The 13685-nt window shown below is 73.4% G+C and carries 9 protein-coding genes; 4 read left to right on the top strand and 5 right to left on the bottom strand.

Annotation, left to right across the window (positions count from 1 at the left end):
* Positions 1-2: 2 nt before the first annotated feature.
* Genes Aut01nite_RS30805 through Aut01nite_RS30795 form a run of 3 tightly spaced genes read right to left on the bottom strand, consistent with a single transcriptional unit; the run spans position 3 to position 1972 of the window.
* Positions 3-1115, bottom strand: a complete 1113-nt coding sequence (locus tag Aut01nite_RS30805) for a methyl-accepting chemotaxis protein (protein ID WP_083999007.1) — start codon at positions 1113-1115, stop codon at positions 3-5.
* A 48-nt stretch (positions 1116-1163) separates the two neighbouring features.
* Positions 1164-1652 (bottom strand): SRPBCC family protein, encoded by a 489-nt coding sequence (locus tag Aut01nite_RS30800; RefSeq protein ID WP_043525284.1) that lies wholly within the window; start codon positions 1650-1652, stop codon positions 1164-1166.
* On the bottom strand, positions 1649-1972 hold the full coding sequence (locus Aut01nite_RS30795) for an ArsR/SmtB family transcription factor (RefSeq protein WP_043525285.1): 324 nt from the start codon (positions 1970-1972) through the stop codon (positions 1649-1651). Before Aut01nite_RS30795 ends, Aut01nite_RS30800 begins: the two co-directional genes overlap by 4 nt.
* 100 nt (positions 1973-2072) lie before the next feature.
* Between Aut01nite_RS30795 and Aut01nite_RS30790 the strand changes: the two genes are divergently transcribed.
* Complete coding sequence (locus tag Aut01nite_RS30790) at positions 2073-2252, top strand: hypothetical protein (RefSeq protein ID WP_043525286.1); 180 nt, start codon at positions 2073-2075, stop codon at positions 2250-2252.
* A gap of 73 nt (positions 2253-2325) precedes the next feature.
* On the opposite strand, the gene Aut01nite_RS30785 is transcribed toward Aut01nite_RS30790, so the two are convergent.
* Together Aut01nite_RS30785 and Aut01nite_RS30780 are read right to left on the bottom strand one after the other, a co-directional pair.
* Positions 2326-2934 (bottom strand): NADPH-dependent F420 reductase, encoded by a 609-nt coding sequence (locus Aut01nite_RS30785; protein WP_043525287.1) that lies wholly within the window; start codon positions 2932-2934, stop codon positions 2326-2328.
* Between the two features lie 4 nt (positions 2935-2938).
* Positions 2939-3574 carry a TetR/AcrR family transcriptional regulator gene (locus Aut01nite_RS30780; RefSeq protein WP_043525288.1) on the bottom strand — a complete coding sequence of 212 codons (636 nt, stop codon included), beginning with the start codon at positions 3572-3574 and terminating at the stop codon, positions 2939-2941.
* 133 nt (positions 3575-3707) lie between these two features.
* Between Aut01nite_RS30780 and Aut01nite_RS30775 the strand changes: the two genes are divergently transcribed.
* The 3 genes from Aut01nite_RS30775 to Aut01nite_RS30765 all read left to right on the top strand — a co-directional run bounded on the left by Aut01nite_RS30775 (position 3708) and on the right by Aut01nite_RS30765 (position 13552).
* A complete protein-coding gene (locus Aut01nite_RS30775; RefSeq protein WP_052163750.1) occupies positions 3708-4706 on the top strand; it encodes an NADP-dependent oxidoreductase in 999 nt (332 codons plus the stop codon).
* A 171-nt stretch (positions 4707-4877) separates the two neighbouring features.
* Positions 4878-6956 (top strand): hypothetical protein, encoded by a 2079-nt coding sequence (locus tag Aut01nite_RS30770; protein ID WP_152628711.1) that lies wholly within the window; start codon positions 4878-4880, stop codon positions 6954-6956.
* Between the two features lie 182 nt (positions 6957-7138).
* Positions 7139-13552 (top strand): PDDEXK-like endonuclease domain-containing protein, encoded by a 6414-nt coding sequence (locus tag Aut01nite_RS30765; RefSeq protein ID WP_043525290.1) that lies wholly within the window; start codon positions 7139-7141, stop codon positions 13550-13552.
* Positions 13553-13685: the final 133 nt, after the last annotated feature.

Genomic DNA, 13685 nt, shown 5'->3' with positions numbered 1-13685 from the left:
GCCTAAGTCCCGGCGGGGGCGGCCCGCGACAGGAACAGGTCGATCTGCGCCCGGGTGTGCTCCGGCACGCCCTGGAACTGCAGGCCCAGCTCGGCCGTGTCGTCCCGCGGCACCCGCCGCACCACCCGGGCGTCCGCTTTCCCGCTCAGCCCCTCGACGGTGAACTCGGCCTGCACCAGCTCGCCCACCGGAAGCGCGGTCGCGGCCGGGACGACGCAGCCCAGACCGTCCGAGCTGAGGTCCATCATCTCCGCCTCGATCGGCGCCGGCCGCGTCGAGGTCCGCAACCGGACCGACCCGCTGACCGGCAGCCGGTCGTGGCGGCGCCGTTCCAGGCGCTCCGCCACGTCGGACAGATCGCCGATCTGGGCCATCGTCGCGTCCACGCTCGAATGCAGGAGCCGGACGATGTCGTGCTGCTGGTCGGCGATCCCGCCGAGCTGGCGCATCGCGTCCTCGATGTCGCCGACGTCGGCGATGATCGCGCTGAGCGTCTGGCCCATCTTCGCGACGTCCGCCTCCAGGGCCGCGATCGTGCTGGTGATCTGCTCGGTCGAGTCGGCAGTGGTGTCGGCGAGGCTCTTCACCTCGTCGGCGACCACCGCGAACCCGCTGCCCGCCGCGCCGGCCCGGACCGCCTCGATCGTCGCGTTCAGCGCCAGCAACCGGGTCTGCGAGGCGATCCGTGAGATCACGCTCGCGATCCCGGCGACCTGGCGCAGGCTGGCGTTCAGCGCGGTGGCCGACTCGTCGGCGCTGTGCGCCCGCTGGACCAGCGCGTTCGCCGCGTCACTGGTGATCGAGACCCGCTCGTGGGTGGCGGCCGCGGCGTCGCGGGCCTCACCCACGTGCAGGACCACGTCCTCCAGCTTGCCGCCGATCACCTCGGCGGTGTCGTCGATCGCCTCTCGGGCCCGCCGCCGCAGCCGCTGGTTCAGCTCCCGCTGCTGGGCCTGCGCGGTCTGCTCCTGGGCGGCCAGGGCGGCGCGCAGCCGCTCGAGCTCGGCGTCCCGCTCCCGCAGCGCCGCGGTCAGCTCGTCGATCGTCGGATCGACGGCGGGGTCGCCCCCGGAGGCCGGCCGGGACCCGCCGGCGCGCTTCGACCAGAACGGCATCAGTGAGAGACCCCCGGGGCGGGTGCGTCGTAATGATCCGACGCTACCTCAGTCGCCGGTCAGCAGGTCGTCGATCTGGCCCATCGCCTCCCGCACACCCTCCGCCATGCCCATCCCGGCCGACCGTTCCAGCTGCTCGGCGCTGCGGAACCGGAAGACCGTCGTCATCCGGGTCCCGGCCGCGACCGGCTCCAGGGTGACCACCCCGTGCATGGCGTCCGCCCGGTCGAGCGGCTCACCGTCGTCACCGGAGAACCCGGCGTCGAACTCCAGGCGGCCCGGCTCGTCGACCGCGGTGATCAGCCACCAGCCGCGCGGCTTCGTGCCCTCGGGCGTGGTCATGTGGTAGCGGACCTCGCCGCCGGGCTGGAACTCGTACCGCTCGAAGGTGGCCGGGTAGCCCGGCGGGCCCCACCAGCGCTCCAGCGTGCGCGGATCGGCCCAGACCTGCCAGACCCGGTCCACCGGCGCCGCGAACTCGGCGACGAAGGTCAGCGACAGCGTGCCGACGTCCTTGTGCGAACTGATCACGGTCATGCCTGCTCGTCCTCCTGAAGGATCCGCTCGATCCGGGCGGCCCGCTGCCGCCAGATCTCCTCGTACTCGTCGAGCAGCAGCGACACCCGGCGCAGCGCCTCGACCTCACCGGTCACGATCTGCTCCCGCCCGCGCCTGGTCTTGCTGACCAGGGCGGCCTGCTCCAGCACGGCGACGTGTTTCTGCACCGCGGCGAAACTCATCGGATAGGCCCGGGCCAGCTCGGACACGGACTGCCCGGACCGGATCACCCGGGACAGGATGTCCCGCCGGGTGGCATCCGCCAGCGCGTGGAACACGCGGTCCGTATCTACAACCATGTGGTTGTACGTTAGCGGCCGGCGAAGCCCGGGGCAAGGGAATCCTTCAGAAGGGTGACGGGCCGCCGATGATGCGGGTCCTGATCAAGGAGGCCCGGGTATGACGACCCTCAGCATCGGCACGTCCACCGCACCGACCGTTCGCGACACCCAGACCGCCTGGTTGCGGCTGCGGGAGGAGGCGCTCCGCGGCCTCCCGCGCCGTGACGACGCGTCACCCGCCCCGGACGGGACGATCGACCCGGTGATCACGGCCCGGCCGGTCCGGCCGGCGCTGTGACCCGGCCGGCCGGCGCTGTGACCCGGCCGGCCCGCGCTGTGATCCGCCCGGCCGGCGCGGGACGCTCGGGTGGTCAGCGCAGGACGGTCAGCGCCTCGGCGAGCACGTCGGTGGCGTCCTTCACATCCACCTCGCGCATCCGCAGCGGGCCGCCGGTCTCGGTCAGCAGCGCGGCGTGCGGGCCGCCGGCGTAGAACGGGGCGAACCCGAGATCCCGGATGATCCGCGTGGTGGCCTCGCGGGCGTCCCGCTGATCGGTGCACACGTACTCGGTGAGCAGCGGGTCGTGGCCGCGCCGCCGGCTCAGCACCTCGGTCGAGACGGTGTTGAACGCCTTCGCCCAGTGGGCCTCCGGCGCCCAGTCGATCAGCGTCTCCAGCCCGGAGACGGTGTCCGGGACGTCCGGGTTGGTCGCGTCGATGACGACCTTGTCGGTGATCCCGCCGCGGGTGAGCTCCACCGCCTCGTGCGCGGACTCCCAGTTCGGGCTGAAGATCACCACGTCGCCGAACGCCGCCGCCTGCGGGATCGACATGACCCGCAGCGGCGAGCCGTCGCCGCCGAACTCCGCCCGCAGCCGCTCCGGATGCCGCGAGGTGACCGCGACGTCGTGCCCGCTCTCGGCGCACCACCTGGCCAGAGTGCCGCCGAGCCGACCCGCCCCAATGACACCGATACGCATGACCTCAGGGTGCCTGCCGGATCACCCGGCCGAGTGGTGATCCGCCGAAATCGCCGTAGATCATCCGCAACTCGACGGTCACCAGGTCGTCCACCAGCGCTTCCGGATCGGCGGTGCCGGCGAACGCGGCCGTCCGGAGGTCGTCGATCAGGCCGGCCAGCACCCGTGGCGCGGGCCCGGCCGGGGCGCGCCCGGCCGCCCGGTCCCGCTCGATGCGGGCGGCCAGCCGGTCCACGTGCGCGGCCCGCAGACCGTCGCGCCACTGCGCCAGCGGCGGGCAGCCGGGCGCGGCGGCGAACGCGCCGGTCAGCAGCCGGCCCTGGTCGCGCCAGAGCACGGCCAGCGCGGACAGCGCGGCGCGCAGCGACTCCGCGTCCGGGCCGTCGCCGTCGAGCCACGGGCCGGCGTCCCGCCCCAGCTCACCGGTGATGCCGTGCAGCAGGGCCACCACGACGGCGAGCTTGGAGTCGAAGTAGAAGTAGAAACTCGACCGGGAGATCTCCGCCCCGGCGGCCAGCTCGTCGATGGTGATGTCGGCGAGGGGTTTGCGGGCGAGCAGGGCCCGGGCCGTCTCCAGGATCGCCTGCTCGCGGCGGTCGCCCTTGCTGGGCCCGCGACGCCGGCCGGGGAGTGTGCTCATACCGACACACTAACGCGGTGTCGACTTTTTCGACATACTGTCGATTGCGAACGACATGCCGTCACCCACGCGTTGTGTGGACGTCGGGCGGACCGTTCGCCGAAGTCCACACGCTGGTCAGAAGGAGCACCGCATGAAAGAGATCCGCCTCGCGTCCCGCCCGGTCGGCTGGCCCACCGCCGAGACCTTCGAGATCGCCGAGACCGCGACGCCCGAACCCGGCCCCGGCCAGGTGCTGATCCGCAACATCTACATGTCCGTCGACCCCTACATGCGCGGCCGGATGAACGATGTGAAGTCCTACATGCCGCCGTTCCAGGTGGGGGCGCCGCTCGACGGCGGCGCGGTCGGCGAGGTCGTCGCGTCGAACGCCGAGGCCGTCCCGGTCGGCGCCCATGTCGTGCACAACCTGGGCTGGCGTGAGTTCGCGGTGTCCGACGCCGAGCGGGTGCGCGTCGTCGACCCGGCCGCCGCGCCGACCCTCTCCGCCTACCTGGGCCTGCTCGGCATGACCGGGCTCACCGCCTACGCCGGGCTGCTCGACATCGCCCGGTTCCGTGAGGGGGAGACCGTGTTCGTCTCCGGCGCGGCCGGCGCGGTCGGCAGCGTCGTCGGCCAGATCGCCCGGCTGCGCGGCGCGAAGCGGGTCATCGGCAGCGCCGGCTCCGCGGAGAAGACCCGGCACCTCACCGAGGACCTCGGCTTCGACGCGGCCTTCAACTACAAGGACGCGCCGGTCCGCGAGCAGCTCAAGGCCGCGGCGCCGGACGGTGTCGACGTCTACTTCGACAACGTCGGCGGCGACCATCTGGAAGCCGCGATCAGCGTGATGAACAAGTACGGCCGGATCGCCATGTGCGGCGCCATCGCGCAGTACAACGACACCGCCCCGCCGGCCGCGCCGCGCAACCTGGCCTCCACCATCGGCAAGGAGATCAACCTGCGCGGGTTCCTGGTCGGCAACCACTCGCACCGGATGCCCGACTTCATCGCCGAGGTGGGCGGCTGGCTGCGCGCCGGGAAGATCACCGCCCGGGAGACCGTCGTCGAGGGTCTGGAGAACGCCCCCGAGGCGTTCCTCGGACTGCTGCGGGGCGAGAACACCGGCAAGATGGTGGTCAAGGTGGGTTAACCGGGATTCAAGACATCCCGGCGACCTTTTCGTACGGGTCGCCGGGTATAGCCCGGAACTGAACGACGATTCAGTCGCTCAGGTGAACGGAGTGGATACGGAACGTACGGTTGATCGCCCTCGTCCGTACGGGTGAGGTCACTGACGGAAAGCAGACACTAGCGTTCCCGTGTGGCGAATCGGTTCCCCCTCTGGGGACAAGCGGGCTGGGCAAGTGCCGAGGTGGTCGGCGAGACGCACTACGCGAAAGCGATACGTGCTCTCTTCGGCGGCGACTTCGACCCGCGTGGAACCGACATGACCCTCCCCGTCCAGCTCATCCCCGACCGCAACAACCGGCACGACCGGAACGCGGTCGGCGTCTGGTCCGGCTCCAGCCTGCTCGGCCACCTGCCCCGGGCCGAGGCCGCCCGGTACGTCGGGGTCCTCTCCGACCTCACCGCCCGCGGCCTCGTCCCCGAGGTCAACGCCCGGATCACCGGCCGGGAATGGGGCGCGGCCGACGGCCGGCCCGCCGCCTTCGACAGCACCATCCGCCTCGACCTGGCCGAACCGCACATGATCGTCCCGGCCAACGCGGCCCCCGTCCAGGAGCACCGGCTGCTGCCGTCCGGCTCCGCCGTCCAGGTCGTCGGCCAGCAGCAGAACCTGGACACGCTGGTGCCGCTGCTGCGCCCGGAGGGCGAATGCTGGGCCTACGTCACCCTGCACGAGATGGCCGACCACCTCGTCGAGGTCCGCATCGGCGACGCCCGGGTCGGTGACCTCAGCCCCAAGATGAGCGGCGAACTGCTGCCGGCCCTGCGCCACATGGCCGAACAGGGTCTGGTCACCGCGGCCCGCGCGATCGTCCGCGGCAACAGCGGCAACAGCGGCAAGAGCGAGGTCATGCTCTACGTGGCCCGCGTCCAGGACCTGCCGGAGAGCTGGCAGGGCCCGGCGCAGCGCCCGGCGGCCGGTGGCGCCCCGGGCCGCGGCACGGCGAGTGTCCCGTCCCCCGGCGTGGCCGCCACGGGACCGGTCACGCCGGGCCCGGTGGTTCCCGGCGGCGCCCCCGGCGTCCCGGCCCCCGCGGTCCCGACCTCGGGCGCCCCGTTCTCCGGTGGGCCTGGTTCCGGTGGCGCGCTGCCGGGTGGTCCCGGTTCCGCCGGGGTGATGTCCGGCGGTCCCGCCTCCGGTGGCCTGGTGCCGAACTGGGTGAGCGGCGACGCCCTGCCCAGCTGGGCGGCCCCGGCCAGCACCAATCCGGCGGTCACGCCGGCCCCGGCGACCACCCCGCTGCCGCCGTCGGCGCCGGTCCCGCCGGCCACGTCCGTCCCGCCGGGCGCCGGCGGTTCGTCGTCCTTCCCGTCGACGTTCGCCTCCTCTCTCGGCGCACCCGCGCAGCAGTCCTTCGATCAGTTCCCGGGTCAGTCCGCCGCCGGCGCGTTCTCCGCCGGGTCGGGGGCGTTCGCGACCGGTTCCGGTTCGGGTCAGTCCGCCGCCGGCGCGTTCTCCGCCGGGTCGGGGGCGTTCGCGACCGGTTCCGGTTCCGGTCCGGGCCGGGCCGCCGCGGGCGGCGGGCCGGGTCAGTCCGGGCTGGACGCCGCCGTGCCGGGCTGGGCGGCCGCTGACGGCCGCCTCGGCTGGTCCACGGGCGACACCACACCCGCCTGGGCCGGGCCCAGCGAGAACCCGCCGACCCTCGCGGCCGCCGGGGAGAACCCGCCGAGCTGGGCGGCCACGGGTGACGACGCGCCGAACCGGGCAGGGACCGGCGGGGTGCCCAGCTGGTCGGCGGCCAGCGGCGGCGTGCCGAACGTGCCGTCCGCCGGCTCGCTCGCCGCGACCGGCTCCGGCCGGCACGCCGCATCCGGTACCGCCACCACTCCGGTCCCGCAGATCGAAGGCCCGGGTGGCCTGGCGACCGATCCGCTGAACCGGTCGGCCGGGCCGGCCGGTCCGGTGAGCCCCGCGCCCGGCGTCGGCAACGACCACGCCATCGCCGAGACCACGGTGATCCCGGCCCTGGCCGCCGTGGTGAAAGCCAACTCGGGCGCCCTGGCCGGCCTCAACCCGGTCTCCGGGGCCCCGGACGCCGCGAACCCGCACCCGCCCATCCCGCCCGCCCCGACCGGCATCAGGTTCGTGGTCCCGGCCGGCTGGCCCACTCCGCCCTCCGGCTGGTACCCGCCCGACGGCTGGCGCCCCGACCCCGCCTGGCCCCCGGCGCCCGCCGACTGGCAGTTCTGGGTCCCCAGCTGGGACTGACCCACGTGCCGGGGCGGCGTACGGCGTACCCGGGAAGGTTTGGGGGAAAGATCAGCCTGGAGAGGAGCTTTCCTCCGGTTTGGGGGATTTTAGGAAGCTCAAAGGGGTTTTGGTGGCCGGATAGGTCGGATTAACCCGGCAAATCGCCACGCTGACACCCCTCTGCTTGCTGGAATGTTCCAATGCGGTGGGATGATGCTGACGGGCTGACCGGACGGCCGGACGCGCGTGTCCGGGGAGTGCTCGAGTCCTGGCGTGCCGGTCTGCTGGACCTCACCGCCGCCAACCCGCTGATCCATGTGGATCCGGAGTCGCCGGGCGTGGTCGCGATCGACAGCCCGTCGCCGCGCAGTGTCCTGGAAGCGTTGCAGCAGGGGCGTGAATGCGGCTTCCTCGGCGCCGAGGAGCAGGCGGAGGGCCCGCGGCCGCGGGCGGCGAGCGCGTTCCAGACGGCGATGGCCGATGCCGACATGGACACCACGCTGCGGGCGTTGCGGCGGATCGACCACCGCGATCAGCTGGAGTACGGGCTGTCCACCCTCTACCTGGCGCTGGGAACTCTGCACTGGCACGACGACCTGCGGGAGTACGCCAGCCCGATCCTGCTGCTGCCGGTCGACCTGGTCGACTCGGATCCGCTCGACTACCCGCGGCTGCGTGCCCGGGCCGAGGACCCGATGGTCAACCCGGCCCTCTCGGTGACCCTGCGCCGGCACGGTGTCGAGCTGCCCGGCGTGGAGAGCCTGACCGGACTGGACGTCACGGTCTTCTGGGCCCGGCTGGACGCCGCGATCAGCGAGCACCCGGAGTGGCGGACCGACGAGGCGATCGTGCTGTCCCGGTTCACCGTGCACCGCGAGGTGGTCTACCACGACCTGGTCGACAACGAGCGGCAGATCCTCGCGCATCCGGTCGTGCGGGCCCTCGCCACCGAGGCGCGGTCACAGATCGACGCGTTCAAGTTCGAGCCGGTGACGCCCCGCCGGATCGACGACGTGGCGTCGCCCGACGACGTGCCGCTGGTCCTGGACGCGGACGCCGCCCAGCGGGCCTGCGTGTCAGCGGTGCTGGCGGGGCGCAGTTTCGTGATGCGAGGCGCGCCGGGCACCGGCAAGTCGCAGACCGTCGCCAACATGATCGCGGCGCTGATCCATGCCGGGAAACGGGTGCTGCTGGTCTCCGAGAAGGCCGCCTCCCTGGACGTGGTCAAGGACCGGCTGGCGCATGCGGGCCTCGACGACTACCTGCTCGAACTGCACGGTGACCGGATCGGCCGGGACCAGGTCGCGGCCACCCTGGCGGCGGCCCTCGACTTCATTCCGCTGCCCCCGCCGGGACTGTCCACCGACGAGCGGCAGGAGTTGCGCGAGCACCGGGAACGGCTGAACGCGTACGCCGAGGCGATGAACGAGGTACGCGAGCCGCTCGGCCACCGGCTGCACGACGTGCTCGGCATGTGCGCGCAGATGACCGACGTGCCGGCCGCGCCGGTGCCGCAGGTGCTGCCGATCCCGCTGACCACCCAGTCGCTGCAGCAGGTGCGCGACGCCGCCGACCGGCTCGGCCGTGCCTGGCGCCCGGCGCTGCGCGGCGACGACTTCCTGTGGCGCGACGTGATCGACCGCAACCGGCTCGACGCCCGCCTGCACCAGGCGCGGACGTCGCTGGAGAACCTGGTCGAGGCGTCCACCCAGGACCCGGTCGCGGCGGCGTTCCGGATCCGGCACCTGGCCGACGCGATCGCGCTGACCACGCTGATCGGGCATGCCGCCCGCCGCCCGGCCGAGGCCGCCGACGCGTGGCTGCTGCTGGACAGCCTGGAACCGGTGGCCCGCGCCGCCGAAGGGCTGCTGCGTCACCTCACGTCGCTGAACCAGGCCGAGGAGGCGGTCCGCGCCCGGGCCGGGGTCAGCTGGTCGGCGCTGCCGTCACCGGCCAAGCTGCCGATCGTGCCGAACCTGGCGCACCTGGACCCGCCTCCGGTGGAGATGCTGCCCCTGACCGCGGCCCAGTCCCGGGGGCTGGCCCGGCGGTTCGCCGAGGAGGCCGACCGGCTGGAACAGCACCAGCACAGCCTGGACCGGGTCACCGCCCGGCTCGGGCTGCCGAACGTGGTGGCGTTCTCCGACATCGGCCGGGTCGCCGCCATCGTGGACCTGCTGTCCCGGGGGGACAAACCGGAGGCGGCCTGGTTCGACGCCGCCGGGATGGCCGCCGCGCACACCGCCGCCCGGGTGCTGCAACGGGCCGTCGAGGTCGTCAAGATCGCCGAGGCGAAGGCGCGGGAGCACTTCAACGAGGCGGCGCTGGCCCATCCGGTGGACGAGCTGGCGGACCGGTTCGCCAACGTGCACAAGGGGGTCCGGAAACTGCGGGCGCCGTACCGGCGGGACCGGAAGGCGGCCGCCGAGATCGCCCGGCCGGACGTCAAGCGCAAGCAGGCGGTGGCGAACCTGGCCAGCGCCGCCGCGTGGAAGAAGGCGCTGAACGAGCTCGAGGAGGCCGAGCGTCGGCACGCCCGCGCCCTGGGCCGGCACTGGCAGCACCTGGACACCGACTTCGACGCCATCCGGCGGGCCCTCGGCACCGCCGACGAGGTGCTGCGGGTGACCCCGCCGGAGGCCCTGCCCGCGGTCATCGAACGGGCCAGCGCCGCCACCCCGAACAGCGCGATCATCCGGATCGTCACCGAGGCCCGCAAGGAGTTCGACAGGTGGACCGCCGCCCTGCGGCCGCCACCCGAGCCGGCGCCGCGCCCCCAACTGGCGGCCGGGCCGATCCACGACGCGGTCACCTGGCTGCGGGCCCACGTGGAGCCGCTCACGGCGGCGTCGGAACTGGTGCAGGCGTACAGCGCGGCGGGCGGGCGGGACTTCACGCTCGCCGAGTCGGCGGCCATCGGGCTGCTGCGGGAGAGCGCCGCCGACGCCGCGGCGGCCCTGTCGGCCAACAACGCCGAATACGCCAAGGTGCTCGGGGACGCGTACCGGGGCACCCAGACCGACGTGGAGGCGCTGGCCACCGCGATGGCGTGGACCTCCGAGGCCCGGCGCATCCGGGTCGGGGTGGACACCGCGCTCACCGCCGGCCAGGTCCAGGCGCTGCGCACGGCCCGGCCCACCGACGTCCTGCCGACCCGGGTCGCCGAATGGCAGGCCGCCCGCGACTGGATCCTGCGCGCGTTCGCGCCGCGCCGGCACGCGGCGCTCACCACCGCGCTGGACGACTACGGCCACGCCCGGGAGCTGATCCAGGCGCTGCTCGACGACGGCGAGGGCCAGCAGGAGTGGTTCGAGTACCAGGAGGCCCGCGCCGTGCTCGCCGAGCACGGGCTGGGCGAGGTCGTGGACTTCTGCGCCGAGCATGATCTGGCCGTCGAGCAGATCCTGCCGGTGCTCGGCCGGTCGCTGTTCCGGTCCTGGGCGGACACCGTGATCCGCGAGGACGCCCGGCTCGCCCCCCTCGACGCCGACGCCCGCGACCACCTGGTCGAGGAGTTCCGGGTCTGGGACGCCCGGCTGCAGCGCGCCTCGGCCGCCGACGTGATGAACGCCGTCGACGAGATGCAGCCGAGCGGCGCCGCCGCGGCCGAGGCCGCGATGCTCCGGGCGTCCGCCGCCCAGCAGGGCCGCCGGCTGCCGGTGCAGGAGCTGATCGGGGCGACCCGGCACGCCACCCTCGCGGTCAAGCCGTGCTTCCTGACCGTGCCCGCCGACGTCAGCCGGCTCGTCCCGGCCGATCTCACCTTCGACGTGGTGATCATCGACGAGGCGTCCCGGGTGCCGATCGCGGACGCGATCACCTGTGTCTACCGCGGCGCCTCGTTCGTGGTGGTTGGCGACGACCGGCAGCTCACCGCGCTGCCCACCCCCGGCGACGAGCGGTCCATCCTGGACCTGGCGATGAGCTGCGCCGCGTTCCCGGTGCTGGATCTGGGCACGCACTATCGCAGCCGGCACGAGTCGCTCATCGCGTTCGCCAACCACAGCTTCTACCAGGGGCAGCTCAACACGTTCCCGCCCGCCGGCCCGGCCGGGCCGGACACCGGCGTGCAGATGTTCCCCGCCGAACCGGGACACGGCGACGACGGCCTGGCGGCCATGGTCGCCGGCCGGGTCGCCCACCACTTCGTCACCCGGCCCGAACTCAGCCTCGGCGTCATCGCCGGGACGCCCGGCCTGGCCGCCCTGATCGAGATGGCGGTCGCCGACATGGTGGTGCCGCCGGACGACGACCGACTGCGCGGGTTCTTCGTCAAGGACGTCGAGACCGTGCAGGGCGACGAACGCGACGTGATCATCCTGGCCGTCGGCGCCGACCTGGGCGGATTCGACGGGCCGGACGGCTGGCGCCGGCTCAACGTGGCGTCCACCCGGGCCTGCCGCCGGATCGAGGTGGTCTCCTCGGTCCGGGCCCGTGACCTGCCGGACACCGAGGAACTGCGGCCGCTCGCCGGCTACCTCGACTACGCCACCCGCGGTGAGACGGCGCTGGGGCTGGAGGATCCGCGTCCCGAGGCGCAGACCCCGTTCGAGGACTCGGTCCGCGACACCATCCGGTCCTGGGGCTACCGGGTGCGTACCCGGGTGGGCACCGGCGCCTTCCGGATCGACCTGGCGGTGCGCCGGTCGCCGCGGCGCAACGCGCCGTTCGCGCTCGGCATCGAGTGCGACGGGACGACGTACGACTCGGCGCCCGCCGCCCGGGACCGGGACCGGCTGCGCGAGCAGGTGCTGCAGAGCCTCGGCTGGCGGCTGCACCGGATCTGGGGGACCGCCTGGTACCTGGACCGGGAACGGGAGGAACAGCGGCTGCGGGACGCGATCGAGGCGGCGCTCGCCCAGTTCCCGCCGGAGGAGCAGGTTCCGGAACTGGACGGCGGCGCCGTGCCGGCGGCGCCCGTGGAACAGCCCGCGGTGACCGCGGAGGTGGCCGAGGAACGCGAGCCGGTGACGATCGTCGAGACCTTCGAGGGGTACGCGGCCGCGGAGCCCGCCATCGAAGAGGAGTCCTCGCCCGCCTTCGCCGCGGCCGTCATCGCCGACATCATGGACGTCGCCGAACCCGAGTACGCCCCGGTGGAGGCCGCCGCCGAGGAGGAGTACGTCCCGGTGGAGGCCGCCGCCGAGGAGGAGTACGTCCCGGTGGACGCGATCGCCGACCTCGAGGAGGAGGCCGCTGAGGCGATCGCGCTCGACGACGACCTGCTCGAGGAGGAGGCGCACCTGCTCGAGGAGGAGATCGCGGCCGAGGAGACGGACGCCTACCTCGCCGGCGCCGGGGACTTCGAGCAGCACACCGCCGAGAAGTGGCCGGGCGTGCCGCAGGAGTGGGCCGAGGAGTATCGGACGCCGGAGCCCGAGGTGGCGGAGCCGCACGTTCGCCCGGCCCTGTTCGAGCGGGTCGGCCGCAACAACCTGCTCGCCGACCTCGACGACGAGGAGCCGCGGGTGCGGCCGGCTACGTTCGAGCGGATCACCCGCAACGAACTGCTGGAGGAGTACGACGAGGACGATTCCCGGGTGCGGCCGGCGGTCTTCGAGCGGATCACCCGTACCGAGACGACCACCGAGATCACCGAGGAGCCGCGGGTGACCCGGGCGGTGTTCGAGCGGGTCACCCGGGAGACGACCGAGATCGTCGAGGAGCCGCGGGTGGCTCCGGCGGCCTTCGAACGGGTGAGCCGTTCGGTGGAGGGGCTGCCGACCGCCGACCCGGTGTTCGTCGCCCCGGTCGCCCCCGTCACGCCGCCGGTCGTGGCGGTCGCTCCGGTCGCTCCGGTCGCCCCCGTCGTGCCGGTCGCCGCTGTCGTGCCGGTCGTGGTGGCGGAGCCGTCGCCCGCGGCCGCCGTCGAGGAGGTTCCCGAGACGCCGGCCCGCAAGAGCGTCAAGGCTTCCGCCGGTACGCCCGGCGCCGCCGGTAGGAAGAGCACGGCCCGGAAGAAGACCCCGGCGGCGGCGCACCACGGGCCGCAGGAGTGGGCTCACCCGTACCGGAAAGCGAAGTTGCCCGCCCTGCCCCACGGCGCCACCGTGACCGATCCGGAGAGCCGCACCAAGATCGCGGAGGCGATCCGGCGGATCGCCGCGAGCGAGGGCCCGGTGCACATCAGCCTCGTCCTGCAGCGGATGCGCGAGGAGTGGGCGCTCGCCCGGATCACCAGGCAGGCCCGTGCCGTGATCGACGCCGAGATCGAGGCGCAGGTCAAGAAACACCGGGTGACCTGGGCGGACGAGTTCCTCGGCGATCCCGGTCAGATCGTGCCGCCGGTCCGGCTGAAAGCCCCCGGGGTGGCCCGCAAGGCCGACCAGATCGCCGACACCGAACTGCGGGTGGCGATCGAGCACCTGGCCATGGACGCCGGCGCGATCGACGTGGACGGACTGCTCGCCGCCACCGGGAAGCTGTTCGGCTGGGCGGCCCGCCGGTCCACCGAACTGGACGGCAGGCTCACCGGGCTGATCGCCGACCTGGTCGCCGAGGGCCGGCTGACCCGGCGGGAGGACGGCCTGAGTGCCGCCCACGACCTGCCGGACCCGCTGTCGCTGCCGCGTCACTCCGCCGCGAAGGCGCCGGCGAAACGGGTCCGCGCCTGAGCCGGAAGGTCATTGTCGAGCTGGCCTCGCCGTCCCGGATAATCACGTCTTTCCAGGTCAAGGCCGGTATATAAACGGTTCATGAACGGCTCGGAAACGGGTGGGCGCGTCATCACGTAATTGCGATGGTGAA

The sequence above is a fragment of the Actinoplanes utahensis genome, assembly GCF_016862455.1.
GTDB classification, from domain to species: Bacteria; Actinomycetota; Actinomycetes; order Mycobacteriales; family Micromonosporaceae; genus Actinoplanes; species Actinoplanes utahensis.
The sequence above is the reverse complement of the archived record's forward strand: the minus strand, read 5'-3'. Positions and strand labels throughout refer to the sequence as shown.

Coding starts and splice junctions, on each gene's coding strand:
- Aut01nite_RS30765 (WP_043525290.1), top strand. CDS start 7,139: ATGCGGTGGGATGATGCTGACGGGCTGACCGGACGGCCGGACGCGCGT.
- Aut01nite_RS30805 (WP_083999007.1), bottom strand. CDS start 1,115: ATGCCGTTCTGGTCGAAGCGCGCCGGCGGGTCCCGGCCGGCCTCCGGG.
- Aut01nite_RS30795 (WP_043525285.1), bottom strand. CDS start 1,972: ATGGTTGTAGATACGGACCGCGTGTTCCACGCGCTGGCGGATGCCACC.
- Aut01nite_RS30780 (WP_043525288.1), bottom strand. CDS start 3,574: ATGAGCACACTCCCCGGCCGGCGTCGCGGGCCCAGCAAGGGCGACCGC.
- Aut01nite_RS30775 (WP_052163750.1), top strand. CDS start 3,708: ATGAAAGAGATCCGCCTCGCGTCCCGCCCGGTCGGCTGGCCCACCGCC.
- Aut01nite_RS30800 (WP_043525284.1), bottom strand. CDS start 1,652: ATGACCGTGATCAGTTCGCACAAGGACGTCGGCACGCTGTCGCTGACC.
- Aut01nite_RS30785 (WP_043525287.1), bottom strand. CDS start 2,934: ATGCGTATCGGTGTCATTGGGGCGGGTCGGCTCGGCGGCACTCTGGCC.
- Aut01nite_RS30790 (WP_043525286.1), top strand. CDS start 2,073: ATGACGACCCTCAGCATCGGCACGTCCACCGCACCGACCGTTCGCGAC.